This window comes from Methanomethylovorans sp. PtaU1.Bin093 (genome assembly GCF_002067275.1).
In the GTDB taxonomy this organism is placed as follows: Archaea; Halobacteriota; Methanosarcinia; order Methanosarcinales; family Methanosarcinaceae; genus Methanomethylovorans.
Map to the genome: position 1 here is coordinate 1 of NZ_MVQX01000088.1, position 24,612 is coordinate 24,612.

Below are 24,612 nucleotides of genomic sequence, written 5' to 3' on the forward strand. Positions count from 1 at the left end.
TGTGACCGCTTATCCGGGCGATGTACTGGGCTATCTTGACAATGTCGTACGTAATCTGGATGCAGTGGAAAAGATCGCAAGGGTTTATTCTAAAAAAGATATAGCGAATGCTGCCAGGGAAATGAAAAAGCAGGTAGAGGGCTAACCTGCATCAGATGATCTGCAAATGCAGCAGCAGGGCAAGAAGTATCAGTATGACACCTGTGAAAAGCCTGATCTCTACACGCTTGTTTTCCTTGAGCTCTGTAATGGTCTCCGGTTTCATGCCATAGCCAAGTAGTATGCCCAGAACGATGATCGGAAAGATCACGCCGAAATTATAAACCGCAAGGTAAAAAGCTCCGCGAGCAAGGTCGGTTCTGCCTACCAACATATCAAGGATAGAAAAATATATAGCCCCCACACAAGGCGCTTTTACAAGAGAGAAAAGCCCTCCTGAAGCAAAGGATAAGAACAGAATATTGCTCTTAGCTGTTCTTTCAAGCAGCCTGACCATGGCTTTTGGAGTGTGGAAAGTTGATCTGGCATATTTCCTCAGGTGATATGCATCATAAATGTGCCAACAGCCCAGTATGAAGATGAGAACGACCATTGCGCTTGTGATCGTACTTTTAAGGGAAGGCAATATGTGCACTGTTCCCAGGATGCTCAGGCCTACTACCATATACGTAATGAAAATACCGCTGCAAAAACCAACTATCATCTTCAGTATATCTTTTTTGTTTCCGCTGGATGACAGTATCAGCGTGGCCAGAAAGGCCATGACTGCCAGGATGCAGGGGTTGAAACCTGCAAGGAGGCCTGCAACGAACACTAAATAAAATGAAAGTCCTCTGCCAGCTTCGTCCTCTTCTATAATGGATATATTTCTCTTTTCTTCCGACCCGGTAACAATAGCTTGTGTGAGCAGGTCTTTAAGAAGTGTGACATTCGCCTGGTAGTCGTTGTACGTTATCACTATTCTCTTGTCCACCACCACGGCAGGAACTACAGATATGCCATATCCGCGGGCAAGGTCATAGGAGGAAATGATCTCGTGGGACGTGAGATTGCATCCGTAACTATTTGTGACTTCCTCGATCACGGGTAATGCCTGCTGGCATTTCAGGCAGCCTTCCTCGTAAAAATAGTCAACTTCAATAGCAGATGTAGCATTTTGAGCACAGAGGACTACATGCACAGCTGATATTAATAAAAAAAATGTAAAAGCTGCCAGTAATGCCTGCCTAATGACATGCTGTGGACGCGCAGGTAGATGCATCATATGAGGTTTCCAGGACTTTCATGGTCGAAATGTTGAAGACTTCACCGGAATCTGTGGAAACATAACCTTCTATGACATATATAGGCTTTATACCGGCACATGCACAGGTCCTTTCCATGACCTGCACCTTCCATACATCTTCTTCAGGCGTTATGGGCATACCGTACATATCCGGTATACTTCCGTTTACTATGGTCGTTCTGTTGACCCTCCAGTCCTGCACATGGAAATAAGTCCTATAGTATGTGGAAACATTACTGTCGTTCATAACTATCCTGTGGGCTTGTAATGAACTTATATCGTATTCCTTTTCAGTTTGTGGCGGGTACTGCATAACCAGTATGCTGACCCCGACGAGCGTAATGATGAATACCGCCACAGCGATCATGGCAGGTATTTGTGAGCTTTTCATAGTTCTAACCTGGGTGCATTCTTTAATAACTTTTTGTTCTGTAAAGGATGTGTTTATGTTCCCACTACTTATTTAACTGATGTTAGCACAATACGTGCCAGTAACTGGAGAAGTGAAAATGAGCACGGATGTTATGACAGGGAAACACCATAAAAAACTTAGGGTAGAGTTCTATAAACCGGAAGATTGCAGGCAGGTGTATTCCATAGGTGCCGTGGGGGGTCACAGCCCGTACGATTTCAGAATAGGTTTTTATAATGACAATCCCAGGCCCGGAACTGATGAGGATGGGGTACAGGTTATCCAGCGCAAGCTTGAGACCGAGGTGATCCTTTCACCGCTTGCTGCTCTTGAGCTGTCCAGATGGCTGAACCATCATCTGAAGGAATATGAAGCTATGTTCGGCCCTATACCGCAGCCTAACAGAAGTGAGAACAAGTCCGAACCCCCGGCTGACAACAGCAGAGAGAACAGCGAGATTCAGGGGTACATCTAACTTCATAGGGTAATCGCTATAATTAAATAGGATACAATACACTTTTAATAACCTATGTCCTGCCTTTATTATAGGTGGGCCTATAGTATCAATTAATAAGCGAGGATTCCATTTGTTCCCGAATAAAAGAGTTCACAAACTTGTTGGATCGAGGGTCCAGGTTGAAATGAAAGGAGACCTGCATCTCCTGGAAGGTTTGCTCAAAAGTGCGGATGACTATCTTAACCTTCATCTGGTAGATACTGTGGAGATATCTAACGGACAAAAGCTCAGGTCGCTTGGTTCAGTGGTGCTTCGAGGCAATAACATAATTCTGATCACACCTGCAGAAGAGTAATGTTATAAGCCAGTGTTCTAATAGTAAGCGTAGGTTACCATGGGAATAGAAGAAACGGCACTAGAGGTAATCAGCAAGCATGAAGAGGGAGTGTTCCAGAACAAATTATGGAAGGAGCTTGACATAGACAGCCGCAAATGTTCGAGGGTCATCGCAAAACTTCTGAAGGATGGCCTGATCACTCGCGAGTCTGCAGTGGACAATGGTGCAAGGACCTTCCTCCTCAAAGTTGCCCACAAGGAAGAACCCTGTTTTGAGCTCTTGCTCTCAGGAGAGATGTTCTCTCCCTGTGCGGGCTGCAGGGATGCATGTCAGCCTGAGTCTTGTGAAAGGCTGACCGCATGGGTATTGAACCTGTCTAAGGACAAAGCTGAAGATCTGGAAGCCAGCGCAACTGAGTGATGCTGGCCGAAAGGTTTAATAAGGTTATGTACTATTTTGGAGTCGCTCAACCAGCGCTATTCTATGTGCTCCGGTAGTGTAGTTCGGCCAATCATTCCGGCCTTTCGAGCCGAAGACTCGGGTTCGAATCCCGACCGGAGCACCATAAACTTTTTTACACTCTCAAGGTTTTCATTCTCCCAATGAAAAACGATGTTTTCGGTTCATTTCTTGACATATCTGCCAATTGTATGCAGTAATGCTGAAAATATACAAGTTCAGATCACAGCATACAAACCAGCAAATTTAAAATCAAGATATTACTTAGTAGTGCATTCTAGCAAAGAACTACAGGTGAAAAAATGTATAAATCAAATGAAACTCATGTTCACAGATGTTGTTGTGCTGCCGATCAGGCAGAAACTGAAAATTGCTGCGGCGAAGTAGATATCGATACCCAATTATTGGCAGCATTTGAACTGAAAGCTGATATTGAGGCAGTCTTAGATCAGAGCGAATGTGACGATGAACAAAAACTGATCGCCATAGCACAACTTGCAGCTGAGGTCATATCTGTTCGTCCTGATTCCCGCGAATGTGCATTCCAGTTAATGGAACTCATCATCGATCTGATCCGGATGGAAGAAGAAGATGATGCTGAAGAGTACGAGTCGGACTAAATTTTCTTCCTTTTTTCGATGAAATTAACTTCAACCTGTTACATGACCTTAAATAAGGAATAACCGGATCCTCGCATAGGATCACTCCATGACCCGGTTTCCAGGGAAGGATACTTGCTTTTCTATCGTGGGCCGCAGCGGGAGGCTGTATCCTTCGCTACAGTCGCGGACTTAGAGGTGGTGTGCTTACTTTTAGATCTCGGAAGAAGGGAAGGAGTTTTGTAGAGGGGGTCGATGATGAGCTGGTCAAACAGATACATACTCATAAGATGTTTACATACAATTAAATTTACATGAAAGTTGCTGAGTCAATGGATAGATTTGACTTTTCTATCCTTATATATGCATAAAATCCTTCTGAAACAGTGAGATTTTTAGAAATTGGTGTATTTGAGTCAAGTGTAACTCTATACTCTAATATGTTTTTAGGTGCTTGACGAATTTTTATGAAGGTTGATAATTCTCTCTCTATACGCAACTGTTCACGAGCTTTTAAGTTAAGAGTTTCATTATAAAGTGTTTCATTTGATAGAGTAATCACTTCCACTTTTAGAGAGTGGGGTTCGTAATCTTCATTTGTAATGTAATATAATGGAAGTCCTTTATCCAAGACATATGGTAACAGAATAATTGCTATTATTAACAATATAACAAATAATACCGGAATCCATCTAGTTATTTTTCTTGAACTCATTATAATCACCGACTATATATATCCTCAATATTCAGTTTTATGGTTGGTATTAAAAATAGAATATAATGATTAACAGAGTAACCATTATATTCTTGTGTGTTTTTAAGAATTCTTTAGGTAAAATGCTAATCCATTAACATATTTTGATGTCTCTTTAACGAGAACCCGTGTCATATACTCAATATTAGCGTTCTGGTACAGTGTATCTTGATGCATACCTTTAGTAACCTCGTTCCATAGTGTATCATAATATGGATTACTAAATTTAGCCAAGTTTTGAGTGGCAACTCCAGGATCCGTTACAACTATATACTGTGTATTGGAACTTACAACATCATTATAACGATGGCCAGATGACCAACTCACATTAACATGTTGTTCATAGGCATAATGGGCAGCTTGATTCTGATATTGATCTATTACACCATCTGTATGCATTGGATTTCCAACGTCTGCTAGATAATGTGATGCAAGCGCAAAATCTACGTAGGCTTGGTTTTTATTAGTATCATATTCATTCACTGCATTGTTGATATTGAGAAGGCACTTTCCTGGAGCTGCTCCATTGATTGGGGGAAAAGGATGATAATAATGGCCATAATACCTATCATAATATCCAGTATCCGTAATATCTGGATTAAGAGCATAAGTCCACGCAATATCACCCCATAGCTGATTATTCACACTTAACATAACTGCATAATAAGCGAAAAACCCATGAGCTTTTCCACCCCATGTACCTCCCCACTTTGGTGTAATTGTCGTATCATCTTTAGAAGACTCAATATCACTTTCATAAATCTTCATAAAATATGTATTCATTTCTTTCCCTATTTTTTCTAAAGCTGGGTAGTCATTTTCAGTAATTTTGTTAGGTGCTCTACTCCAAATATCAAATAGAGAGTTAATCATATCTTTTTTCTCGGTTTCAGAAACCGAGAAATTTTCAATATGTCGAATAAAAGCTTCTTTTTCGTCAGAATCTGCCAATATTAATGGGCGATATGGAGCATCTTTTATAACCTGTGACATTTTTTTGTTTATTGCAACTTTTGATTCTACATCTAAAATCACTTCAGGAGAAATTCCATATCCTGCATAATAGTCAATATCTTTCTGTGTTATATTGTATTTCAACAATTCCTTTGTTATACTCTGTTCACTCATTTTTGCAGTATCAAGATATACAATATCTGCACTCACAGGAGTCATTAAAGCTAGCAAGATCGTAAAAACCAAAAATGGAGCTATTTTCTTTTGTCTTATCATTATTTCACCTAATTCTCTAATATGGAAGCAAATAGCAACATAAATGAATCAAACAAGTCTATTATTTATTTGCCTTCGCTAATGGACTATAGACAAATTCCTTACTGTGTCTATATTCCGTTTAAATTGCAAAAAGTCACATAGTCTCATGCTATATAAAACTATTTAAAATGTGAATTATAATGTTACTTAGTACAATTTTATTTACGTGTGATTTAGAACATGCTCTATAAAGCACAATTATATTAATATTAGCAAGAGCGAAACTATAGTTAAACACTCATGGTTTATAACTTATGCATGTAAAGAATCGTATTCAATAGATAGCGATGGCAAAATATAAGTTTCAAACAAATGGTTCACAACTATAATTTCAAGACTTACCAAATATTACACAATACGTCTTCAAAAATTTACAAAATAGTGAAATTAGATGGACAGTTTGCAAGTTTGAAGGATTTAACATGGCTAGCAAAAGAGGATGTGACCCCGGTTCTTCGAAATTGACATCTAATACGACTGATTTATCACAAATCTGGATACACTCCACCCTTTATAAAATGCTCATTACCTTTTGGCTTGTACATATTCAGGAAATCCCTAATCATCGGATTACACCCTTTTGCTGGGATCCGTCAGTCACTGACCCATGTGGAGAATATCCCGAAAAAAGCTAAGAGCTGATCTGATCAGCTCTTTAACCCAGGTTTATTTTTCCATTGACGGCTTCATACTTTTTCACGGCGTTCGGAGTATTGAGCAGTATCTTCCTGATCCTGTTGTACACGCTCGGGGTGCGGTCCGGATCGAGCCGGTCCAGGAAGCCAACCATCATCTCCACCAGGGGCATGTGATATTCGTCTTCCATTCTGTCAATGTTGGCAAGGACGTTGAGTATGTTCACCGTACTGTACTCATTGACCTCTGCCAGCTTCAGAACTATGTCTGTGAGCAGCTTCCGTCCTTTTTCGGTCTGCAGGGATCTCTTGCGGTTCGCTGCAAAACTTCCGTAAAGAGCCCTCTGGTCATTCGCCTGTTCTATCCTGAAAGCCCCGGAGCTCTCGACCTGTCTTACCAGATCGAACACATCATCGCGGCTGATGCTTCCTATCACCCTCAGGAAAGCCTCCCAGCTTACCGGATGTTCTTCCGCCTGCTTCTGGAAAGCCTTCATAAGCTGCATCCTGTCAGGTGCAGAACTATCAAGGTAATAACTGAAAGCGCTCAACTTATCCGTGGCGTTCTGGGCTGTCTTGAACTGCTCCCTAACCATGTCGTGCACCCTGGGCGTGTCAAGGGTCGCAAGGACAGCAAGGCATCTGTTCTTTACCTGGCGGTCTTTGATGGCATGGACCTGCCCGCTCACGTAATCATTGTTGTTGTATTCTTTCCTGTCATTGTAGAGCCGATAGATAGATATAAGTGAGTCTTCATGCCTGTTTGCCACCGCTTTGAGGAGCTTTTGCTTTATTTCATATAGCAGCTGATACCTGTGTGCAAGCTTCTCATCCTCCACGGATTCAAAGATCGTCAGGAACTGAGCCCCGGCCTCGCCCATCAGGTCATGGTCCCGGATAAGCTCATGGTAGAGGTCTGTGAACTCTTTGGAGGGGACACTATCGGTATCCCCGATCATTTTCATTTTTTCCATATCTACGATCTTGTAGAATGCAATGAACCTGTTTATCAGGTCCCTGTCCTTTCTGACCTGCAGGACCAGTTCATCAATACCCGCATCATGAACCACTTTTCCAAAAAAGGAATAGCCCCGGTTCAGGGACAGAAAAGCAGGTTTTTCCACATCGGTGAAAACTATCTTCTTCTCCCTGCCCTTCACCAGCTCCATAACTTCGGAAAGCTCATTTCCTTCCTTGTCAGCAAGGGCTGCACGGAATGGGAACTCCCAGAACTTTGCGCCCTCCGGGACTTCCTGTTCCAGGGATAATGTGCACGTCCTGTCTTTTTCATCATAGGCAGACCTCACATGGACCACCGGGAACTGAGTCTGTTTTAACCATGTCCTTGTCATTTCTTTTAGATCCTTCCCGGAAACCTCTTCCATCACTTCTATCCATTGCCAGCTCGAGGCATTTGAGTGTTTATATCGCGAAAAATAGACGTTCAGAGCCCGTGCAAATGTTTCTTTCCCGATCAGGGTCTCTATCATGCTTACAAATTCCGGGGCTTTCACATAGGTCACTGAAGTGATCAGATCGTCAGGATCATTGAACCCGTCAGGAATAATGGGCATGGAAGCTGCTCCCCTGTCAAGGGCAAAGGTTCCTGAACCGGGAGCCAGCAGCTCCAGGACTTCCTCAAGACGACTGTACCCTTCTCCGAAATGATATGCATGATACATCCTCTCTATGTGCACAGTGACAGCCTCGTTAAGCCACAGCTCAAAAGGACTTTTCCCTGTTACCTCGGAGCCGTTCAGGTTGTGATAGAACTCATGTACCTTTACCCTTATCATATACTCAAAAGCACCGTCGGTCATCTGGGGGAAGGGCATTATACGGTTGGTGGTGATGGTCGTATTCCCTACGTTTTCCATACCGCCAAAATTGGAATTCTGCATACCTATTTCCCTGTACACGGTACCAGTGTACCTGTATCCGGTCTGAATAGATCCTGCTGCCTTCTTCAGGTCCGCTCGTATCTTTTTGAGCTGTTCGTGAGCCACATCCGGCTCACCCTTAAGACGGTCCCTTTCCTTTACCATAGCCATGATCTTCCGGCGCTCTTGAGACCGACCGTATATCTCGGGGCTGCCTGTGAAAAGATGGACCCACATAATGGAATCGTAGAGAACATCAAGAGCTCTTTTGGCTATCAGCGGATCAGAGCCCGGAGGCACCAGCAGTTCCAGATCGAAGGTATGTCCATCCGGATATTCGAATTCCCTTTTAAAAGTGTCATAGGTGCCCACGCCCAGGAAAAAAAGATATGGAGCCATGGGGGTGATCGAGTTGTCATAAACGATCCGATCCCTTCCGTTCCCGACCGGCTGCCTTGTTTCTTTAGTGTCGCCGTTGGTTATGAGGTTGGTATATCTCTCATCGGCAATGATGGTAGTAGTGTAAGTGCATTTGGCCGTCATATCATCGATGCACGGCACGATCCTCTGGAATCCCCATTGCTGGCATTGGGTTATCTGCTGCGGGGGCGCACCTGCAGGAGTTTCGTCATAATAGAGCCCTTCCAGTATGTTCCTCGTAGGTCTGCAGATGGTCCGGGTAGTGATCAGGATCTCAGTGTCCTGAGGTACTGTCTGCGCGAACCTGATCAGCAGGATACTATCCTTTTTCCTGTACTCATGATCAATATCATGATTCCGGCAGCTTACCGATAGGACCTCAAGGTTCTTGCAATTCAGCTCGATTTCATCGATGGGTTTGTCCAGGGTCCGCAATTTGAGATCAGATGTCACCTTTGTATGATCATCGAACATATCGAAAAGAAGGTCCATGTGTACAACTTTTACACTTAGCTCCCCAAAATCTTCCGGATAGTATCTGTATATTTTCTGCATCCTATAGCCTCTGATAATAAAATAATCGTATGATCGTGTTTCATATATTCATTTTTAAAAGTTATAAAATATCCTCAAGCTCTATGCAAAAAGCCCTTCTCTTGCCAGATTCTCACTGTTCTCTATCTGCGTGGCAGCTATTCCCACTTTGATATACATTGTTTATTTGGTATCCGTGAACCGGGAGAATAAGAGGTTTGAATATGAAACACTGCAGAGGATATTACAAAGCATAAATGATAGGTGACCACAAAACTTCTGAGAACTTGTGGTCACTCAGTACTCGGCCATGCTATTGGCCCAGACATTCCCTGTACCGGCCGAACAGAAATTGATGCGTGCTTTCCAGTTAGTTTTCATCTGACCAATGCCTGCAGCAGGATAAAATCCAACAGGAACTAGTTGATCACTGAACCGGTTCAAAGGATCTTTGCACCTGCATGCGGGCCAGGCAGGGAGTCGTAGACCTCTTCCACGTGCACCACAACGGCTGCCTTCTTGGGCATGTTGGGCTTGGCTGAGTCCACCCAATGTTTCATCTCGTCATAGATCTTACCATCAGTGATCATTTTCACACTGCCCTTTATCTGGAAACATTTCCTGGTATAGCTGTCATATACCACAAAGGCAATCTTTGGGTTGTGTTTGAGGTTGTCCTCTGTCTTGAGGAAGAAATTATCCGATATCATAATGGTTTCCGGGTCCATCACTTTTAGGAAGCCCACCAGTGCAACGTTCGGGATCCCATTTGCGCTTGAGGTGGCTACTGGCACCGGGTTCTGCTTTGCTATAGTGTCCATGATCTCTTGGGTCATCTTTACCATTGTCTATCACTCCTGTGTGATCCTCAATATCACGTTTTTCTTTGGAACAATTTAGATTTGCATACATATCTTAATTGTGGTAGCAGTTAGCAGAAGTCTTTATACGGGGTATGTTTCTAATCCCTATATCTATTCCTTATTCTTATTGGAGGGTCATTAAATGCGTTTGACCAAGTTGTCTGAGGCCGAAGGGCAGATAAGGATGGAATTTGCAGGATGCAACATGAAATGTCCCTACTGTGTACACATTCATCAGCCCTTCACTGAAATTCCACTGGAAAAAGCCCTGGAGTTCGCGAGGTCTTCCGCTATGAAGACCGTTTATCTGGGAGGCGCGGAGCCGACCTTGCAGAAGGAACTGCTGCCCCTGCTTGAGGGATTGCATGCAGCCGGAAAGCAGGTGCTGCTCAAGTCCAATGGTATGAAACCGGATGTTATTGAGCAGGCTCTGCCTTTCATACATGGTCTTGTGCTGGAGATCAAAGCGCCCCTTGACGATGTGGATGGGATAATGGAGCTTACAGGCATGTCCAGGGAGCGCACTGTGCAATACATAGACCTGCTTGAGAAATCCCTTGATATTGCAAAGCAGAAGTGGCTGCGTGTCTGGGTGAGGGTGATCCCGGAGTTCGTGAATAAAGAGACCATTCACAGGATCCTGCCGGACGTGGAGGGTGCGGATGAGATGATGCTGTACCAGTTCATGAGCAAGACGGATTTTGACAGGCCGTTTTTTGGGCACGAGGAGCCTACGCCTTCCTGGGAAGAACTGGAGGAGCTTGGAAAAATAGCCCTTGAAAAGATCCCGAAGGTGATACTGCTGGGTGAGAAAGGCAGAAGGGTGCTTGAAAAATAGACTCTCCCGGAAAAAAGTGAGGTAAAAGAACAACTGATATAAAAACCTCTATAAAGAGCTTTTATATCTTCTTCAAGGTGAGCATACGTTTCAGAAATACACAAAACTTGCACTTATACCCGGCAATTGCCTGTATCCTTTTCATGAAAGGCTGGGACCGGACAAACATACTCTTTTTTTCATGGCCGAAGACTTTGGTCTGTGCTCCCGGTACAGGTATCATAAACACAAGCTTGTGTTGATACTGTCCTCCATGCGCTCGTACAGGGACAGACTCCTGCAGGAACATGCAGTGAAATATTTTGATATTACTGATGTCAGGTCATACGAAGAGAAACTGCTTGAAATGCTGGAAGAACACGGGATCAGACATGTTGTTACCTATGAGCTCGATGACGATCTTTTTGCTTCGAGGATCATTCAACTCTGCACCCGGCATGAGATAAGGCTGGAATTTGTGGACAGTCCCGGTTTTCTGACAAATGTTCGGGAGTTCGAAGAATACAGGGATGGGAAAACAAAGCTTCTCATGAATAATTTCTACATCTGGCAGCGCAAACGTCTCCATATCCTTGTGGATGCAGAAATGGTCCCTGTGGGCGGGATATGGAACTTGGATGCGGATAACAGAAAAAAATTACCAAAGGAGATACAGATACCTCCAATACGGTTAGTGGACCGGACAGTTCATACACAGGAAGTGGCAGAACTTGTGGAGCAGTTATTCCCCGAGGATCCAGGAGATGTTTCTGATTTTTACCTGCCGACCACGCGGGAGACTTCTCTGGACTGGCTGGAGGATTTCCTGGTGCGCAGGTTCAGGTCTTTCGGACCCTATGAAGATGCCATTGCCGGAAATGAACATTTCCTGTTCCACTCGTTGCTATCACCGTTACTCAATCTGGGACTGCTGACCCCTGATGAAGTGGTGCAGCGGGCTATTGCATATTCGAAGGATAGCGGGGATGTACCACTATCCAGCCTTGAAGGATTCGTGCGACAGATAATTGGCTGGAGGGAATTCATGCGGGGCATGTACCATACCTCGGACCTGAGAGGCAATTTCTTTGAGAACAAGGGGCTGCTGGACGAGCGATGGTATAACGGGACCTTGGGGATCGGACCTGTGGACATCACCATCTGGAAAGTAATGCAGAAGGGTTATTGCCATCATATCGAGCGGCTGATGGTCCTGGGGAATTTCATGCTTCTGTGCGGTATTCATCCAGATGAGGTGTACAGGTGGTTCATGGAGCTGTTCGTGGATGCTGCGGACTGGGTGATGGTTCCTAACGTCTACGGTATGAGCCAGTTCGCTGACGGGGGGAGCCTGGCTACGAAGCCCTATGTCTCCGGTTCGGCCTACATCCTGAAAATGAGCGATCACAGGAAAGGTGGGTGGTGTGAGATATGGGATGGTCTGTACTGGAGGTTCATTGACCGGCACAGGGATGTGCTTAGCAGGAACTTCAGGATGGGGATGATGGTGGCTGCCTATGACAGGATGTCGCAGCAAAGGAAAGATGAGCTGCTGCAGGCTGCGGAAAGCTTTCTTAGCACCATCCCTCAAAAGCAACGGGTATAGGGTCAATGCTGAAAATACCGGAACGTTTATGCTTTTTACCGGCAATTAAGAAGATGATAGCAATGCAGGAATACACTTTGAAACGTGGATATAAGCTTGATCTTGAAAGGATCCATGAATGCCTGGCCGAGAGCTTTCCCGCCGAGATAAAGAAGAACGGTGATAAGCTTGTGATGTCCTATGGCATCTTCAAGACGCTTACAGTATGGATACAGAACAAGAAAATGGCAGTGGATACTGAATCCGATACTACGGTCAAAGATGATGAAACGATTCTGGAAACGAACAAGAGATACAGGGATTTCCTTTACAAGGCTACCGGATACACTGCCAAAGAGCGCCTGAAGAAGGCTAAAGAGGAAGTATCAAAGTAAATTTGGTGGAAATACCAACAATATCATTCCTATGGACAGCGAATTCCTCGAAAAACTGAAGGGTTTCCGCATCCCTACCTGCCTGCGGGTGTGTGCCGGTACTGACGGGTCTGTGACGTTCCTGCTGGAGATAATGACCGGCCATCCAACGGCAGTGGTGACGGAATACCAGCACATAATTCCTGCGGACGAGTGGATGGCACGGATGTTCCAGGTGGAAGTGGGTGCAGATATTAACGATCGTGTGGTCACTCTTACTGCCGGGGATATACCTTACGTGTACGCCCGTTCCCTCTCGGCTATTGAGAATATGCCGTCGGGTGTGAAATGCGATATGATGAAGGCTGATATCCCTATTGGACGAATACTGCGTGACCATAACATCGAGACCCGCCGGGACTTCGAGGATATAGAGCTCCACGACCAGGAATCTCTTTTCGGTGCAGGGTCCGTGCTCTCCCGCTCTTACAAAATAGTACACCATAATGGTGTGCTCATGTGGATCAACGAACGGTTCCCCATCGATGACCGCTGGCTTTTATAACCGCTCTGCGCCGATGCTGTCAGCCAGCCGGAAAAAGCCGCATTCAACCGAAACCTTATTAACAGATTCTGCATATTACAGGGATGCCCCACTGATTCTGTGTGCCTCGGTGGCTTAGGGGTATAGCGCGTCCTTGGTAAGGACGAGGCCGCGGGTTCAAATCCCGTCCGAGGCTTTGTATTTTCAGTTCGATTCCCAAATGCAGATCTCTATGTGGTATTTGGACTGACATCTGATCTCAGATGATGTTCGGCTGGATTTTTGTGCATTGGTTATTTCTGCCTCAAATGCTCGAACCTCAACTTCTAATGACGCCGAACGATACGCTCGGCAGAGCTCATCTTTACCAGAATATAAAGGATCACTGCTTTAGCGTATCGATAAACGCTTCTGAAACAAATGTATATCGTAGCCATCTGAAAAAAATATAGCCGAATAGTCATTTTTTCGATATAAAAATCATACTATTTTATATAACACCGCATCATTCTCTTATATAATGATCCTTATATTGAAAAATAATGGTGCAACTATATTTATAATACTCACTTTATTTATATAAGATATTTGGGCTGGTCGGATAAAGAATGAATTATAATTCGAGAATATCATTCCTCTTTGTATTAGTTCTTGCAATTAGCTCGTTAGGAAGTAATATTGCTGAAGCAGGTTCCGGTGATGAATGTTTAAGAGCGGTGGTAGAGGACATAAGTCCCAGTTCAGTAGGGATCAATAAAGAGTTCACTGTGGGCATAGGTCTTGAGAACTGCGGTACCCAGATCCCTGAAAATATCACTTTTGAAATAATAAGCATCCCCCCGGATATCATAGTTACGGAAAGTCTGGTTGCCCATTTTCCCAGATTCGTTTACAGTAACAGTGAAAGGCAGTTGCGATACCATATGAGAACAACGCCTGATGCCAAACCCGGTCCTCATATCATAAAAATGAGATTGACATATGGAAATAAGGATGTAAGAAGAACAGCATATTACGAAGTTGAAGTGATAGTGATAGGTGAACATGCAGAACCCAGGATATCTTCTGTCACGACCAAACCTGAGTATATATACGAGGGAGATACGGTCGATCTAAGGTTAGGCATAGAGAACTTCGGTAAAGCGATAGCAAAATCTGTAGACGTTAGTCTGGATCACGGGTTCAAAGGAATAAAGAACACTACACTTGGAACTCTTGGCCTGAATAGCAGTCAGACCGCATTGTTCAAATTAAAAGCGAACAGGTCAGGAACCTTTGAGATCCCGGTTATCATAAACTATGAGGACGATTATGGTATCCAGAAGGATAACTATAGCATTATGATAAACGTGCTTGAGAAAAAAGGGAGTCTGAATCTCGCATCTGTAAAGGTCGATCCTGTCCTTCCTAACACAGGCGATACTGTAGAGCTGACCATGAGAATTGAGAACTCCGGTGAGAGGACAATAAATTCAATAAGGGTCTATGCTGACCATCCGTTCAAAGGATTGAAAGAATCTTTCATAGGGACCCTTGATACAAACGAGGACGGGCCGGCAGTGATCACATTTGTGGCCGACAAAGCGGGAGAATACCAGATCCCTGTGACAATAACATATATCGATGATTTTGGCGAAGAACAAACTGAAACGCAGATCAATCTGATCGTCATGAAAAAGGACAGTGGAGCAGGCACAGCCCTGCTTATATTTCTGATCCTGGCGATCATTGGCGGGCTTATCTATTATAATTACAGGACAATAAGATCAAAAGATGCGGTGATTAGACAGTTGATGGAAGGTGGAGGTAATTCCGCTAATAATAAGAAACAATGAGGGTAAAAAATGATCAATGATGTCCGGGTGGGTGCCCTCATTGCATACTGCAGTGTAAAAAGAGGCAACAAGAAAACACTGATGTTCATTGTTTTTGTCCTCTCCCTCATTTTTTTGAACTTAGTATTTCTTCCGTCAATGATAGGAGGACTTTTGGGCATGTTCACCGGGTTCATGCAGGACTATCCGTACGGAGATATTGTCATTGAACCAACTGGCGATAATACCTACATCAACAATGCAGATAACGTGTTGAAGAAGGTCCGGGCTGTAGAAGGTGTGAGAGCCGCAACAAAAAGACTGGACGTGGGAGCATCCATTGACCATAAGCAGAAAGTCGTAGGTGTAACGATAACCGGAATGCTTCCCACAGAAGAGTACGATATTTCCCGCTATCCGTACATTATCACTGAAGGAGATTTTCTAAGTGATCTGTCCCGGAACGAGATCATCATCGGGGCTATGATAGCAGGCACGGGGTTCGGGTCAGAGATATATGACAACCTGGGTGAAGTAAGGCCGGGGTCCTTTGTTGACGTAACATACAGTAATGGAGTAAAGAGGACCTATAAGGTCAAAGGCATCATGGAAGGGACATTCGAGGTTGTCGACCTGAATGCTCTGGTCCATTACAAGGAGATCGAGGATGTGTACGGCCTTGAAGGCAAAGAAGCCACCCGTGTAATTGTAAGGGTCACTGATCAAGGGACGGAAGCGCAGATCCAGGACAAGATCAGGGAGGCTGGAGTGAATGAGCAGATATTTACATGGGCTGATAAGTCGGAGTCTCTCATAAGGCAGGCCATGCAAAGCATGGGCGCTATAGATGTCATGTCCAAGATCGTAAGTCTGATCGTAGGTGCAGCGCTGGTCCTTATTATTATCTATATCAATGTGCTGAACAGGAAAAAAGAGATAGGTGTCCTAAAAGCGGTAGGTATCACCCCAAGATCAATTGTGTTATCCTATGCATTCCTTAGCACTTTCTATGTTGCACTCGGAATTTTTGCAGGATTGATACTCTACTTTACACTTATGTTCTATTTCCAGGCAAATCCAGTGATCTTCTATGAAACCATAGAAATAAGTCCGGTCATTGATCCTGTACTGCTCGTTCAAAGCATAGTTACCATGCTGACGCTGTCAGTGATAGCCGGGGTCCTGCCTGCCTGGAGCGTATCCAGGGAAAGCATACTCAAAGCCATATGGGGACGGTGAACATGATCTTAGTAAAGGATCTGAAAAGATATTATGGGACCGGAGAAACTGCTGTCAAGGCTCTTAATGGTGTTTCTTTTGAAATAAATAAAGGGGAGTTTGTGGCCATTATGGGTGCTTCCGGTAGTGGAAAAACCACTCTGCTGAGGATACTGGCTTTGCTGGACGATGCAACAGACGGGATGTATACTATCCGGGGGCTAGAGGTTTCAAGCCTGCCTGAGGCAGAAAGGAGTTATTACAGGCTGACACAGGTCGGCTATGTCTTTCAGGATTATGCGCTCATCAATGAGATGAGTGCTGCAGAGAATGTATATGTGCTCTCTATGATGGAAGGCAAGTCAAAGAAGGAATCTTATAGCACCGCTCTTGAAGCATTGGATAAGGTTGGCCTGAAAGGGAAACATGACAAAGTTCCTGGTGAATTGTCCGGTGGAGAAAAGCAAAGAGTTGCCATTGCAAGAGCAATTGCAAAAAAACCTGATATCATGTTCGCTGATGAGCCATGCGCGAATCTGGACACGAATAACTCAAAACAGGTGCTGGATGTATTCAAAGAGCTCAATGAAAAATATGGACAGACGATCATTATGGTCACACATGAACCGTGGCATGTTGAGTACGTTAACAGGGTGATCACACTTGAAGATGGTACTATGATCAGCGATGAGAATAAACAAAACAGTACCGTTAGCCCTAAATGAACATTATGGATAAGTACAGCTGAAAAAGCCTGCTTCAGGCTTTTGTTCTTCGAGAATCATTCTTCAAAAGAGAACTCAGATAATTTTAAAAGCTTATTTAGAAGTGTGGATATCAAGTATTCATGTTAACTTATGAGGTAAATTCTTATCGGATCTCCACAAAACCGTATTTGGCATCATCTGATGACCTGCAGAAAAATACATATATTGATTAAAGAGTTTCTTATAGGTTTTATTTCACGCCTGAATGCATCGCAGAGGTAATGAACAGGTGAATAGGATGGATTATGATGTCATAATTGTGGGTGGAGGACCAGGCGGTGCAATGGCCGCACGGACATGTGCTGAAAAGGGGCTGAAGGTGCTCCTTCTGGAAAAGGAGGATGTGCCACGCTACAAGGCCTGTGGTGGCGCAGTTTCCTGGAAAGCATTACAGATCATTGGCCCTATCGACGAAGTCCAGCCCCAATACAGGTGTTACGGAGCAACGGTGTATTCTCCAGCAATGCGCCAGGTTTCACACAAGCTCAAAGAACCGGCATCAATACTTGTTTTTCGCAGCTCTTTTGATCATTTTCTATTAAAACAGGCACAGAACAAAGGTGCCAATATAAATGTCGGTGAGAAAGCTATCTCAGTGAATATAACAGATGAACAGGTCCATGTTATAACTACAAAAGGCGAATATACTGCAAAGCTCATGATCGGAGCGGATGGAGTTAACAGCACTGTTGCCAGAGAAACAGGACTGAGAAAAAAATGGGAAGCCGAAGGATATGGAATATGCATTGAAACCGAAATCGAACTAACCCCGGAAGATGCAGAGAAGTGTGTAGTCGATAAAGAACTGATAGAAGCGTATTTCCTCAAAAGCAGGGGATATGGCTGGATATTCCCAAAAGGGAATATAATGTCCATTGGTCTGGGCCTGTGGAAACCAATAACCATCAAACCGGCACAGGCCTTTGAGGATTTCATCTCCTTCCTTTCAAGGGAAAAGGGGGTTGATCTCGCTGCACATATCACTAAGAAGTTCATACACAGAGTACCTGTGGGAGGTATGAACAGAAAGATCAGCGGAGATAAGGTGCTTCTTGTAGGAGATGCTGCGGGTTTTGTGGACCCTTTTCTGGGAGAGGGCATATACTATGCGGTTGCAAGCGGTTTAGCGGCAGGTGAAGTGGCTGCTGAGGCGATCTATCATGGCACCGACCTTTCAGCTTACCGGGAGAACTGCAATGCAATGTTCAACAACGATCTGCGTATAGCTTTCAAGTTCGGAAATACATTTCATAGACATATAGAGAAGATATTCTATTTGTTTGACAAGGACCCGGAACTCTTCAGAATGTATGTGCTTACGGGAAAGGGAGTTCTGAATTACAGGAAATATATAACAAAATGTATTTTAAGAATGCCTATAACACTTCTTAAAATACCCACTGGTATGGTTAAGAATTTATTTAAAAATTCCTAGTATTCCTTTCTCTGGATTAGGATTGTCCCCATAATTATGGGAAATGCAAGTAATATTTGAAGTTGAGATTATTATATGCCAATTCGTTTGATAACATGACATGGTCAGCTAGCATTGATAGACTCTATTACAGCTACGGGGTAAACTCTGAAAATAAGCCGAGGTGAATCATATTGTTCCAGAAAAGAACTGAAATAATAAATAATTTAAAGAAAATCAGTTACTTGCTGCCCATTGGTATATTTGCGCTTGCATTGGTGACTTTATACAAACAATTGCATCACATGCATTTAGAAGAGATTCATAACGTATTCTCGCACATATCTTCCGCTGATATTTTTTTAGTACTTGTTTTTACGTTTCTGAGCTACATTATACTCAGCTTTTATGACGTTTTAGCAGTGAATTATATCAATCATTGGATACCAATAGATAAAATAGTTATATCGTCTTTTATCAGCACTTCTATAAGTTACAATATTGGGTTTAACTTCCTGACCAGTGGGTCTCTTCGATATAGGCTCTATTCTTTTTATGGTTTGACACTTCTTGAAATAGGGAAGATAGTAACTTTCTGCGGTCTTACCTTTTGGGTAGGGATATCTTTTATTGGGGGAACAGTACTGACCTTTTATCCTCTTAAGTTGCCGGAATCAATATCCATACCTGTAATTTACTTCAAAGTAGTAGGAGTTCTATTGCTTCTGATTTTATTCAGCTATTTTTTTTTCTGTATAACACAGAGATCATTCAAAATCAAAAACCATGAAATAAACTTTCCCAAAATCAATATCGCATTTTTACAACTGATCGTAGCAACACTGGACTATGTCCTTATTGGTTGTGTATTCTTTTTTTTGCTTCCTCACTACGGACATGTTAGTTACTTGTATGTACTTACAGTTTTCCTGATTGCACAGATGATCGGGCTAATAAGCACCGTACCAGGAGGACTGGGTGTATTTGAAACAATTATGCTTTTCATGTTGAGTCCATATTTTCATTCTAACGATATTCTTGGTACCCTTGTTGTATTTAGGTTGGTGTATTATTTTATACCTTTTATTGTAGGAACAGTATTACTTTCACATAATGAGATAATTGTAAGAAAGAAGATGCTGACAAGCTCTCATAGAAGGACTATTTCTAAAATATCTGCATTTATACCCCAGATATTTGCTGTACTGATCTTTTTTGCTGGCATGGTTCTCCTTTTCTTTGAAGCTCTTCCACCTCAAATAGAAAACATAAGATTAATGGCCACGATAATTCCACTTTCTTTGATAGAATCTTCGAGTCTGCTCAGTAGTATGATAGGAGTTTTGCTTTTGATTCTTGCAAAAGGTTTGTGGAAGAGAATAGATGGAGCATATGTGCTATCGCTAATGGTATTGTTTTTAGGTGCTGTTTTGTCAATTTTAAAAAATTTTAACTACATAGAAGCATTAATTTTATTTCTAACCTTTCTAGCTCTGCTTCCTAATAGGAACTATTTCTACAGAAAATCATCTTTAATGAATCAGTTATTCAGTAAAGATAATGTCATTGCAATATGTCTTGTAATCATAAGTTTTATCTGGCTTGGATTTTTCTTTCACAGACATGCCGATTACTCCCATGAAACATTATGGCAATTCGGCATTGATTCTCATATATCCAGATTTTTAAGATCTGTAGTAGGATCTATATTTGTTTTGGTAGTTGTTGGTATATTGAAACTTCTTGGCAGTTCAAGTAAAGATATAAGATTACCAAATGAAGAGGATATGGACCTTGCTGTAAAGCAAATTAGGACAAGTACAGATACAAAAGGGAACCTTGTATTACTTAAAGATAAATATCTAATTTTCGATGAAAAAAGAGAAGCATTCATAATGTATAGCATATCAGGAAAAAGCTGGATCTGTATGGGTGATCCCATAGGGAATGTCGATAATATAAAGGATCTGATCTGGGATTTTCATGAAACTGCTAACTTACATCAGGGTTGGACTGTGTTCTATGAAGTGAGTGAAAAATTTATTCCTTATTACATAGACATAGGCCTGAAATTAATAAAAATAGGAGAGGAAGCAAAAATAAAACTTTCTGAATTTAACCTTGAAGGGAGTGCTGGAAAGGATTTCCGATATTCGGTAAAACGTATGGAAAAAGCTGGATATCATTTCGAAGTAATTCCTTGCGAATATGCTTTGGACCATGAGAAAGAACTAAAATACATTTCAGATGCATGGCTAGAAATAAAACACACAAGTGAAAAAAAATTCTCAATGGGTTTTTTTGATATTGATTATTTGAGCAATTTCCCTCTAGCTGTGGTCAAAAAAGAAGATAAAATCGTTTCTTTTGCAAATGTATGGCTTAGTGCCAAGAATACAGAATTGACCATCGATTTGATGCGCTATGACCCTGCAATAGCAGATAGAACTATGGATTATCTTTTTGTGAAGCTGATGTTATGGGGTAAAGAGAATGGATATGAATATTTCTCTCTTGGAATGTCACCTCTTTCTGGCCTGGAAGACCGAAACCTTGCTCCATTATGGACAAAAATCGGTGCAGCTATTTACAAACACGGTGAATATTTCTATAATTTTAAAGGCTTAAGGGCATACAAAAACAAATTTAACCCAATATGGGAACCAAGATACATAGCCTTACCAAGTAATTTTAAGCAAGTATCTGCTTTAAAAGATGTTGCACTTTTGATATCAGGTGGAACTAAAGAGTTACTTTTCAAGTAAATCTGGCATGTATATTCTTGCATCATTAAGGAATTTCAAAGGAGTGAGGAGAGTAAGCTCCCTTCTGTTACTGCAAAGATCCCTATAGTACATGGCACTAAAGAGATAGCCAGTGGCGTTTGCAGCCGCGGCATTCGGCTAAGCGTCGTTAACTTCGGGCGCGGTCTGAACACCGCTTATCCCTACTTCTGACTTGCACCCACGAGGATTCGCCGTTCCATCCACTATCCATACGACCTCAACCTTCCAGTATCATTGCATTGGTATGGCGTGGTATCGTTTCTGTGCCAGAGCCCTGGCTCTCGCCAGACACTCTTTACAAGTGTTCGTGTGCTCAGATGGTGGGGAGACTTTCCTCAGATCATTGATCCGGAGGCCGCCCTTCCTCTCTCCGGTACATAGAAAACTACATCGCATATAAATGTAATGAAAAGAAACCGAAAAATTTAAGAACTAAAATATGAACCCTTTATAAGGGATGAGATATGAGATACGCTGGGTTCTTGATACTGGGCTGATATCGCTCCTGCTGCTTATGACCGCAATGTCCCTAGGGGATATAGTAGAGATACAACCAGGAGCTATCTACCAGCCACTGATGAGCAAAGACCTCACTCCACGGCTGGACTTTATTCTGGTCATGGCCGGTGTTATTGGTGTAGCAATGTTCATTGCCGTTAAGATAAGAAACAGGTTCATTTACTGAACCCAATAGGATCAGAGTTCTTTGACCCCACAGCCACAACCACGCGTCAGCAGGAAATCCATTTTTGCACGGATCTCTTCCTGATGCATTTCAGACAGGATCTCAAATTCTTCTTTATGCTTATCCAATATATGTTCCATCATTTTCTTCTTTGCAGCTTCACGATCTTGTTCTATAACAATGAAATCATCATTGAAACCGAGATCTCTACATTTCATGATCTGTAGTTTGGCCATAGTACTCCTTCTTCAAGAAAATAGGAGTTAATAGTAATTAAGGTTTAAGAAAAAAGAGTCGCATCTCCAAGCTCAGAAAAAGAAAGAGATGCCTATCAGAATGAATAGAATGCCTGCAGCTGTGGAAATAGTATTCTTGTTAACCCTTGCCATAAGCTGTTTCCCTATATATATAGCTGTTATGGAGAGCAACAGTAACGCAAGGATCACGCCGATGAATACCATCACAGGATCGTACCGGGTGGCAAAAAGGGCTGCAGCTAACTGTGTTTTGTCCCCCATCTCAGAGACAAGTATTAAAGAAAAACCTGATACAAAGGGACTTTTCAGTTCGTAGGAACCATTATCTTCATCCTTGTCCCTTTTATACAGCATCAGAACACCAAAGATAACAAACAAGATACCTGCAAAGACCCTCACATAATCCAGGGGCACAACAGAAGCGATAAGGTCTCCAAGCACAATAGCGATCCCGTCAGTTAATGCAAATGCGAGCATGACCCCTGCGAGCAAGGTGCCGTACTGCTTTGTCTTTGTGGAAAGTACAAGGACAGCGAGCTGTGTTTTATCCCCTAGCTCCGCAAGACCAACGAGCAGGAAAGGTATGAAAATGTCCTGGATCATGCTCTCTCCTTGGAAAAGGGTGTATATAAAACAATTGTCCAACTTGAGTGTACCTGAATGTAACTTGGTTTTGTAACCTCAGAATGATCATGAATTTTGTTTGCTGTCCAATCGAATATGCTTTATACCCCGGATAATAATTGCATCCCATATTACCCCAAATATCAAACATACGGAAAGGTTGGCACATTGATCGAAATAGCTATTCCAAAAGGAAGTCTGGAAGAACAAACTCTTCTGCTCTTTAAGCAGGCAGACCTTGAAATAAAGAAGACCGACAGGCAATACAATCCTACCATTAATGATCCCCGGATAAAGAAGATCAAGATCCTGCGCCCGCAGGAGATCCCCCGGTACGTGCATGACGGATACTTTGACATGGGAATTTCGGGGCTTGACTGGGTAACGGAATCAAATTCCGATGTTGTGGAGGTTGCTGACCTGCCGTACAGCAAACAAGGTTCAGGGAACGTTAAGATCGTCATAGCAGTTCCCCAGGAAAGCGATATCCACAGTGCAAGGGATATTAAACCGGGTAGCAGGGTCTCTACTGAATATCCGGAAATGACAAAGAAGTTCTTTGACGACCTTAACATCCCTGTGGAGATCCATTTTTCCTACGGTGCCACGGAAGCAAAGGTCCCTGACCTCATGGACGTAGTGGTCGATCTCACAGAAACAGGTTCCACCTTACGCAGGAATGGGTTGAAGATCGTTGATCAGATAATGGAATCCTCCACAAAGCTTATAGCCAACAAGAAAAGCTGGCAGGATCCCCTGAAAAGACGAGAGATAGAGGAAATAAAAACTTTACTGCTCTCTGTCATCGAAGCACGGGGCAAGGTACTCCTTGATATGAACGTACCGGGTGATAAACTGGATGCAATTATAGATTTCCTTCCGTCCATGAAGCGGCCTACAGTGTCCCAGCTCTACAAGTCCGATTACTATGCAGTAGAAACCGTTGTCAGTAAGAGCGAGGTCAATCTGCTCATACCAAGGCTCAAGGCACTAGGTGCTGAAGATATCCTTGAGATGGACATTTCAAAGATAGTGCGTTAAAAGGTTCATTTTCCATTCAGCTGATAGACATATCAGCTGTCTTTCTGCATATCACTCTTTTTTTCCATGGCAGGTTTATCTCATCATCATCACAATTAGTATACATATTAGTATAGAAATATTAATATACGTGATTTACAAAGGTATGTAATAAGAACAATGGAAAAATAGCAAATCCACTGTAGGATCATGGGACTTCCAAGATGTTTCAATGATGAAAGGTGTATTTGCTTTCCAAACCTTAAGAAAAAAAGGAGAAAAACGATATGGAATATGTAGCTGTAACCTGTCAAAAGTGTGGCCGTAAGATGTATGTCCTGCGCAAGTGTGCACGCGATAAGATGTACTGTACTATCCAGTGTCTTGAATCTGGCAATTCATCAAAGATCTGAGCGTTTGTTCCGAGCCCTCAGATCTCGTCATTCTGACGACATTTTTTTACTTAAAGACCTGTTAAATAATCATTCTTTCCTGGATATCTGGTTTTGCTGCTCCTTGCCAATTACTTTCTTTCAATGTCTTATTGTGGTCTGCGTGCAATAAAGATCCGATCCAGAGGCCAGCTACCTTATCTTTGTTCATTGGCATTTTACTCCCGGTCGAACGTCATCATAATAATAATTTCAATTTATGTTGTGCAAGATATATTTATATAGTGGAACAACAAAGGATAGCTTGCAGGAAAGCCAGAAATTGGCAACTGCTACAAAAAAAAACAATTGTGGTCATTACAATGGTGGTACGATAAAACTCGTTCACGATGTTAAAGAGGTGTGGTA

General features: G+C 42.7%; 26 protein-coding genes, 2 tRNA genes and 1 other RNA gene. 19 read left to right on the top strand and 10 right to left on the bottom strand.

All coding sequences use genetic code 11. The features are described 5' to 3' along the window. Position 1 precedes the first annotated feature (1 nt). Positions 2-145, top strand: coding sequence for a DUF5814 domain-containing protein (locus A4E24_RS09770; RefSeq protein ID WP_367121179.1), 144 nt, complete (start codon positions 2-4; stop codon positions 143-145). A 6-nt stretch (positions 146-151) separates the two neighbouring features. Here the strand turns inward: A4E24_RS09770 and A4E24_RS09775 are convergent, their stop codons facing one another. Then, complete coding sequence (locus tag A4E24_RS09775) at positions 152-1,264, bottom strand: cytochrome c biogenesis CcdA family protein (protein ID WP_292353144.1); 1,113 nt, start codon at positions 1,262-1,264, stop codon at positions 152-154. Beyond that, complete coding sequence (locus A4E24_RS09780; protein ID WP_292353145.1) at positions 1,227-1,676, bottom strand: hypothetical protein; 450 nt, start codon at positions 1,674-1,676, stop codon at positions 1,227-1,229. Before A4E24_RS09780 ends, A4E24_RS09775 begins: the two co-directional genes overlap by 38 nt. 118 nt (positions 1,677-1,794) lie before the next feature. On the opposite strand from A4E24_RS09780, the gene A4E24_RS09785 reads away from it, so the two are divergent. The 5 genes from A4E24_RS09785 (at position 1,795) to A4E24_RS09805 (ending at position 3,570) form a co-directional block, all read left to right on the top strand. Next, entirely contained in the window at positions 1,795-2,172 is a 378-nt protein-coding gene (locus A4E24_RS09785; RefSeq protein WP_292353147.1) for a DUF3467 domain-containing protein, read from the top strand. A 112-nt stretch (positions 2,173-2,284) separates the two neighbouring features. Then, positions 2,285-2,509, top strand: a complete 225-nt coding sequence (locus A4E24_RS09790) for an LSM domain-containing protein (protein WP_292353149.1) — start codon at positions 2,285-2,287, stop codon at positions 2,507-2,509. Positions 2,510-2,548: 39 nt separating this feature from the next. After that, positions 2,549-2,911 (top strand): Lrp/AsnC family transcriptional regulator, encoded by a 363-nt coding sequence (locus A4E24_RS09795; protein WP_292353150.1) that lies wholly within the window; start codon positions 2,549-2,551, stop codon positions 2,909-2,911. 67 nt (positions 2,912-2,978) lie between these two features. After that, positions 2,979-3,056 (top strand) — tRNA-Glu (locus A4E24_RS09800). A 196-nt stretch (positions 3,057-3,252) separates the two neighbouring features. Further along, positions 3,253-3,570 carry a hypothetical protein gene (locus tag A4E24_RS09805; protein WP_292353151.1) on the top strand — a complete coding sequence of 106 codons (318 nt, stop codon included), beginning with the start codon at positions 3,253-3,255 and terminating at the stop codon, positions 3,568-3,570. Positions 3,571-3,859: 289 nt separating this feature from the next. Here A4E24_RS09805 and A4E24_RS09810 read toward each other — a convergent pair whose 3' ends face one another. The 5 genes from A4E24_RS09810 to A4E24_RS09830 form a co-directional block, all read right to left on the bottom strand. Continuing rightward, a complete protein-coding gene (locus A4E24_RS09810) occupies positions 3,860-4,264 on the bottom strand; it encodes a hypothetical protein (RefSeq protein WP_292353152.1) in 405 nt (134 codons plus the stop codon). A 102-nt stretch (positions 4,265-4,366) separates the two neighbouring features. Next, positions 4,367-5,533, bottom strand: coding sequence for a hypothetical protein (locus A4E24_RS09815; protein WP_292353153.1), 1,167 nt, complete (start codon positions 5,531-5,533; stop codon positions 4,367-4,369). A gap of 697 nt (positions 5,534-6,230) precedes the next feature. Continuing rightward, positions 6,231-9,065, bottom strand: coding sequence for a M1 family metallopeptidase (locus A4E24_RS09820; RefSeq protein ID WP_292353154.1), 2,835 nt, complete (start codon positions 9,063-9,065; stop codon positions 6,231-6,233). A 276-nt stretch (positions 9,066-9,341) separates the two neighbouring features. Next, positions 9,342-9,488, bottom strand: coding sequence for a hypothetical protein (locus A4E24_RS09825; RefSeq protein WP_292353155.1), 147 nt, complete (start codon positions 9,486-9,488; stop codon positions 9,342-9,344). Next, positions 9,485-9,889: a pyridoxamine 5'-phosphate oxidase family protein gene (locus A4E24_RS09830; protein ID WP_292353157.1), complete on the bottom strand. Its 405-nt coding sequence runs from the start codon at positions 9,887-9,889 to the stop codon at positions 9,485-9,487. The genes A4E24_RS09825 and A4E24_RS09830 overlap by 4 nt, the downstream gene beginning before the upstream one ends. 160 nt (positions 9,890-10,049) lie before the next feature. Here A4E24_RS09830 and A4E24_RS09835 point away from each other — a divergent pair, with 160 nt between their 5' ends. The 10 genes from A4E24_RS09835 (at position 10,050) to mprF (ending at position 21,205) form a co-directional block, all read left to right on the top strand. Next, positions 10,050-10,745 (top strand): radical SAM protein, encoded by a 696-nt coding sequence (locus A4E24_RS09835; protein ID WP_292353158.1) that lies wholly within the window; start codon positions 10,050-10,052, stop codon positions 10,743-10,745. A gap of 115 nt (positions 10,746-10,860) precedes the next feature. Beyond that, positions 10,861-12,330 (top strand): cryptochrome/photolyase family protein, encoded by a 1,470-nt coding sequence (locus A4E24_RS09840; RefSeq protein ID WP_292353198.1) that lies wholly within the window; start codon positions 10,861-10,863, stop codon positions 12,328-12,330. 53 nt (positions 12,331-12,383) lie between these two features. Then, the gene (locus A4E24_RS09845) at positions 12,384-12,704 is read left to right on the top strand and encodes a DUF5611 family protein (RefSeq protein ID WP_342765378.1); all 321 of its coding nucleotides are present in this window, start codon (positions 12,384-12,386) and stop codon (positions 12,702-12,704) included. A 31-nt stretch (positions 12,705-12,735) separates the two neighbouring features. After that, positions 12,736-13,248: a chorismate pyruvate-lyase family protein gene (locus tag A4E24_RS09850; RefSeq protein WP_292353159.1), complete on the top strand. Its 513-nt coding sequence runs from the start codon at positions 12,736-12,738 to the stop codon at positions 13,246-13,248. Between the two features lie 103 nt (positions 13,249-13,351). Further along, positions 13,352-13,423, top strand: a tRNA-Thr gene (locus A4E24_RS09855). Between the two features lie 412 nt (positions 13,424-13,835). Next, entirely contained in the window at positions 13,836-15,062 is a 1,227-nt protein-coding gene (locus tag A4E24_RS09860) for a COG1361 S-layer family protein (RefSeq protein ID WP_292353160.1), read from the top strand. Positions 15,063-15,071: 9 nt separating this feature from the next. Continuing rightward, positions 15,072-16,280 (top strand): ABC transporter permease, encoded by a 1,209-nt coding sequence (locus A4E24_RS09865; protein ID WP_292353161.1) that lies wholly within the window; start codon positions 15,072-15,074, stop codon positions 16,278-16,280. A 2-nt stretch (positions 16,281-16,282) separates the two neighbouring features. Next, positions 16,283-16,984: an ABC transporter ATP-binding protein gene (locus A4E24_RS09870; RefSeq protein ID WP_292353163.1), complete on the top strand. Its 702-nt coding sequence runs from the start codon at positions 16,283-16,285 to the stop codon at positions 16,982-16,984. A 280-nt stretch (positions 16,985-17,264) separates the two neighbouring features. Next, positions 17,265-18,461, top strand: coding sequence for an NAD(P)/FAD-dependent oxidoreductase (locus A4E24_RS09875; protein WP_292353164.1), 1,197 nt, complete (start codon positions 17,265-17,267; stop codon positions 18,459-18,461). 173 nt (positions 18,462-18,634) lie between these two features. Continuing rightward, the gene (mprF, locus tag A4E24_RS09880; protein ID WP_292353165.1) at positions 18,635-21,205 is read left to right on the top strand and encodes a bifunctional lysylphosphatidylglycerol flippase/synthetase MprF; all 2,571 of its coding nucleotides are present in this window, start codon (positions 18,635-18,637) and stop codon (positions 21,203-21,205) included. 41 nt (positions 21,206-21,246) lie between these two features. Here the strand turns inward: mprF and rnpB are convergent. Continuing rightward, an RNA gene (gene rnpB / locus A4E24_RS09885) (RNase P RNA component) lies at positions 21,247-21,597 on the bottom strand. 86 nt (positions 21,598-21,683) lie between these two features. Between rnpB and A4E24_RS09890 the strand changes: the two genes are divergently transcribed. After that, positions 21,684-21,911, top strand: coding sequence for a hypothetical protein (locus tag A4E24_RS09890; RefSeq protein WP_292353166.1), 228 nt, complete (start codon positions 21,684-21,686; stop codon positions 21,909-21,911). Positions 21,912-21,922: 11 nt separating this feature from the next. Here A4E24_RS09890 and A4E24_RS09895 read toward each other — a convergent pair whose 3' ends face one another. Then, positions 21,923-22,147: a hypothetical protein gene (locus tag A4E24_RS09895; protein WP_292353167.1), complete on the bottom strand. Its 225-nt coding sequence runs from the start codon at positions 22,145-22,147 to the stop codon at positions 21,923-21,925. Between the two features lie 72 nt (positions 22,148-22,219). Next, positions 22,220-22,771 (bottom strand): TMEM165/GDT1 family protein, encoded by a 552-nt coding sequence (locus tag A4E24_RS09900; RefSeq protein ID WP_292353168.1) that lies wholly within the window; start codon positions 22,769-22,771, stop codon positions 22,220-22,222. A gap of 189 nt (positions 22,772-22,960) precedes the next feature. On the opposite strand from A4E24_RS09900, the gene hisG reads away from it, so the two are divergent. Continuing rightward, the gene (gene hisG / locus A4E24_RS09905) at positions 22,961-23,833 is read left to right on the top strand and encodes an ATP phosphoribosyltransferase (RefSeq protein ID WP_292353169.1); all 873 of its coding nucleotides are present in this window, start codon (positions 22,961-22,963) and stop codon (positions 23,831-23,833) included. 266 nt (positions 23,834-24,099) lie between these two features. After that, complete coding sequence (locus tag A4E24_RS09910) at positions 24,100-24,225, top strand: hypothetical protein (protein WP_292353170.1); 126 nt, start codon at positions 24,100-24,102, stop codon at positions 24,223-24,225. Positions 24,226-24,612 lie beyond the last annotated feature (387 nt).

What these genes read in the sequence shown, in the direction of transcription:
- A4E24_RS09860 (WP_292353160.1), top strand. Translation starts at nt 13,836, where the DNA reads ATGAATTATAATTCGAGAATATCATTCCTCTTTGTATTAGTTCTTGCA.
- A4E24_RS09850 (WP_292353159.1), top strand. Translation starts at nt 12,736, where the DNA reads ATGGACAGCGAATTCCTCGAAAAACTGAAGGGTTTCCGCATCCCTACC.
- A4E24_RS09900 (WP_292353168.1), bottom strand. Translation starts at nt 22,771, where the DNA reads ATGATCCAGGACATTTTCATACCTTTCCTGCTCGTTGGTCTTGCGGAG.
- A4E24_RS09805 (WP_292353151.1), top strand. Translation starts at nt 3,253, where the DNA reads ATGTATAAATCAAATGAAACTCATGTTCACAGATGTTGTTGTGCTGCC.
- A4E24_RS09845 (WP_342765378.1), top strand. Translation starts at nt 12,384, where the DNA reads ATGATAGCAATGCAGGAATACACTTTGAAACGTGGATATAAGCTTGAT.
- A4E24_RS09895 (WP_292353167.1), bottom strand. Translation starts at nt 22,147, where the DNA reads ATGGCCAAACTACAGATCATGAAATGTAGAGATCTCGGTTTCAATGAT.
- A4E24_RS09865 (WP_292353161.1), top strand. Translation starts at nt 15,072, where the DNA reads ATGATCAATGATGTCCGGGTGGGTGCCCTCATTGCATACTGCAGTGTA.
- A4E24_RS09870 (WP_292353163.1), top strand. Translation starts at nt 16,283, where the DNA reads ATGATCTTAGTAAAGGATCTGAAAAGATATTATGGGACCGGAGAAACT.
- A4E24_RS09785 (WP_292353147.1), top strand. Translation starts at nt 1,795, where the DNA reads ATGAGCACGGATGTTATGACAGGGAAACACCATAAAAAACTTAGGGTA.
- A4E24_RS09815 (WP_292353153.1), bottom strand. Translation starts at nt 5,533, where the DNA reads ATGATAAGACAAAAGAAAATAGCTCCATTTTTGGTTTTTACGATCTTG.
- A4E24_RS09775 (WP_292353144.1), bottom strand. Translation starts at nt 1,264, where the DNA reads ATGATGCATCTACCTGCGCGTCCACAGCATGTCATTAGGCAGGCATTA.
- A4E24_RS09780 (WP_292353145.1), bottom strand. Translation starts at nt 1,676, where the DNA reads ATGAAAAGCTCACAAATACCTGCCATGATCGCTGTGGCGGTATTCATC.
- A4E24_RS09875 (WP_292353164.1), top strand. Translation starts at nt 17,265, where the DNA reads ATGGATTATGATGTCATAATTGTGGGTGGAGGACCAGGCGGTGCAATG.
- A4E24_RS09910 (WP_292353170.1), top strand. Translation starts at nt 24,100, where the DNA reads ATGGAATATGTAGCTGTAACCTGTCAAAAGTGTGGCCGTAAGATGTAT.
- A4E24_RS09890 (WP_292353166.1), top strand. Translation starts at nt 21,684, where the DNA reads ATGAGATATGAGATACGCTGGGTTCTTGATACTGGGCTGATATCGCTC.
- A4E24_RS09820 (WP_292353154.1), bottom strand. Translation starts at nt 9,065, where the DNA reads ATGCAGAAAATATACAGATACTATCCGGAAGATTTTGGGGAGCTAAGT.
- A4E24_RS09810 (WP_292353152.1), bottom strand. Translation starts at nt 4,264, where the DNA reads ATGAGTTCAAGAAAAATAACTAGATGGATTCCGGTATTATTTGTTATA.
- A4E24_RS09830 (WP_292353157.1), bottom strand. Translation starts at nt 9,889, where the DNA reads ATGGTAAAGATGACCCAAGAGATCATGGACACTATAGCAAAGCAGAAC.
- A4E24_RS09795 (WP_292353150.1), top strand. Translation starts at nt 2,549, where the DNA reads ATGGGAATAGAAGAAACGGCACTAGAGGTAATCAGCAAGCATGAAGAG.
- A4E24_RS09835 (WP_292353158.1), top strand. Translation starts at nt 10,050, where the DNA reads ATGCGTTTGACCAAGTTGTCTGAGGCCGAAGGGCAGATAAGGATGGAA.